The organism is Corynebacterium sp. Marseille-P3884 (assembly GCF_017942225.1).
Classification (GTDB): Bacteria; Actinomycetota; Actinomycetes; order Mycobacteriales; family Mycobacteriaceae; genus Corynebacterium.
Map to the genome: position 1 here is coordinate 1 of NZ_JAGKSD010000029.1, position 2,042 is coordinate 2,042.

At 69.6% G+C, this 2,042-nt stretch carries 2 protein-coding genes and 1 pseudogene; all 3 read right to left on the reverse strand.

Annotation, left to right across the window (positions count from 1 at the left end):
- Nucleotides 1-548, reverse strand: a 548-nt coding sequence (locus J5Y21_RS11545) for a pantoate--beta-alanine ligase (protein WP_210576082.1), incomplete at its 3' end; no start/stop codon positions are given.
- A gap of 4 nt (nucleotides 549-552) precedes the next feature.
- A complete protein-coding gene (locus J5Y21_RS11550) occupies nucleotides 553-1,203 on the reverse strand; it encodes a hypothetical protein (protein WP_210576084.1) in 651 nt (216 codons plus the stop codon).
- Nucleotides 1,203-2,042: pseudogene (locus J5Y21_RS11555) on the reverse strand (hypothetical protein); the annotation flags it as partial. The gene J5Y21_RS11550 and the pseudogene J5Y21_RS11555, both read right to left, overlap by 1 nt.

Sequence of the window (2,042 nt, forward strand, 5' to 3'; positions counted from 1 at the left end):
GCGGACAGGGCGAGGGCGTCGTCCTGGAATTGCTCGGACACGTCGGCGTTGCGCAGCGACATGGCCACGCCGCCCGCCGCGCGCACGGTGGGCAGGCTGTGCAGCAACACCTCCATGCGCAATCCGCTGACCGCCTGCTGGAGGGCGACGAGCTCCTCGAAGTCCTTCTCCCCCACCACGACATCGGTGGCGTGGGTGGCGTTGATCGCGACGATCGTGCGCGTGACAGCCCGCGCGATAAGCGCCGGGTCTTCGAGGTGGTCGAGCTGCGGCACAACGCGAACGTCGGTGGGCAGGTCGCCGTGGAAGACGACGTCGACACCCTCGCGCGCGAAGTCGTCGGGCACCTCGTCGCCGCTGTAGGTCACCATGACGACGCCGCCGAGCAGCGATTTCGCGGCGCGGATCAGCGCGATGTGACCTGCGTGCAGGCCTGTGCCGAGCGGCACGAGCACCACGCGCTTGCCGGTCTTGCGGAAGGCTCGGCCGTACGTCGCCAGCTGCGCGGGGTCGTCGACCACGACAGCTTTACCAGGTTCAAAACTCATATCTTCAAGGGTACGGCCGACCGGTTCGCGCTTGACGACGCCCCTCCAACCCCTCGTACAACTCCCGCGCCGCCGGGTCAGCGAAGGCGGAGCGGATCATCTCCAGCGTCGCCGCGTCTTCGGGGTACGCGTAGGGGCGGTCTGCTCCGTGAATGAAATCATCGGCCTTCACCGCAAGGCCGGGAATCACGCCGCGCAGCAGGTTGTAGGCGTCGAGGCGCACTTCGTACTCGAGCGCGCGCAGGCGCTGCGCAGCCATCAGCGTGGGCCGCTGTTCGTCGGTGACCGGGACGGGCGAGCCGCCGATCTCACTGATGAGCAGGTTCACGGTTGCGTCGCCAAGTTCGTCGGCGGCGGCGGTGACCCAGAAATCGTCGAAAATGTGGTGCGCAGCCATCACCACCGCGCCATGGACCTCCAGCGGGTCGAGCACCTGCACCCCGTCACGCAGCGAGGTGTGCAGCACCATCTGCCCGTGGCGGACGTGGGGTTCGAGGGAAGAAATGAGGGAGGGGGTGGCGTCGATAAGCAAAAGATCGTTGTTCGCCGCCTCCGAAACGGGCGTGTCGACGGTGACCGTGTGCCCGACGCGCGCGAGTTCGCTCGCGAGTTCTCCGCTTTCCGACGCCCACACCCGCAGCCGCGGTCCCCCCACTAGCGTCCCTTCTTGCTGCGTGCGAGCAGCTCAGCGACCGTCAGCGCACCGTCGCGGTTCTCGTCCGCGCGGCGGCGCCCGCGGGATTCGGCCTCCTGCTCCGCCTCGCGACGGCGGGCCTCTTCCTCCCGGCGTTCTTGCTCCCGGCGTTCTTGCTCACGGCGCTCCTGCTCACGGCGCTCCTGCTCCGCAAGGCGTGCTTCCTCTGCGCGACGAGCTTCTTCCTCGCGACGCTCACGCTCCGCACGTTCGCGCGCCTCACGTTCGCGGCGCTGCTGCGCTTCCTGCTCCTGTCGCTGCTGGAGCTCGCGCTCGGCACGCTCGCGGTCGAGCTCTTCCTGGCGCTCGCGGATGAGATCCGTCAGCGGGTTACGCCCCTCCGGCGCGCGGTGCGAGCCGACGCGACCTGCGACTGCGTCCGACGACGGGCCGCGGTGGACGTGCGGCGCCGGCTGCTCATGCTGCGGCTGCGGTGTCGGCTGCTCATACTGCGGCTGCGCCTGCTGCTGGCCGGATTGCTTGGTCAGCGCGTTGATCGCTTGCTTCTCATCTGCGTCACGCACCGGCTTGATGCGGGAGGTGACTTCGTTCTCGTTGGGCGCGCTCCAACGCGTGGACTCGCCGTGCTGCGGCTGCTCGGGCCACTGCTTCGGCCACTCGGGCGCCGGGGCCGGCTGCGGCTGAGCTTGCTGAGGCTGCGGCTGCTGCTGGCGGGTCGGCTCCGGGGCGGGCTGTGCAGGCTGCTGGGGGCGCTGCTGCGGCTGCGGCTGCGGTGCCTGCTGCTCATGCTGCAGCTGGTGAGCGGGCTGGGCCGGTTGCGGAGCCGGCTGTGGCTGCGG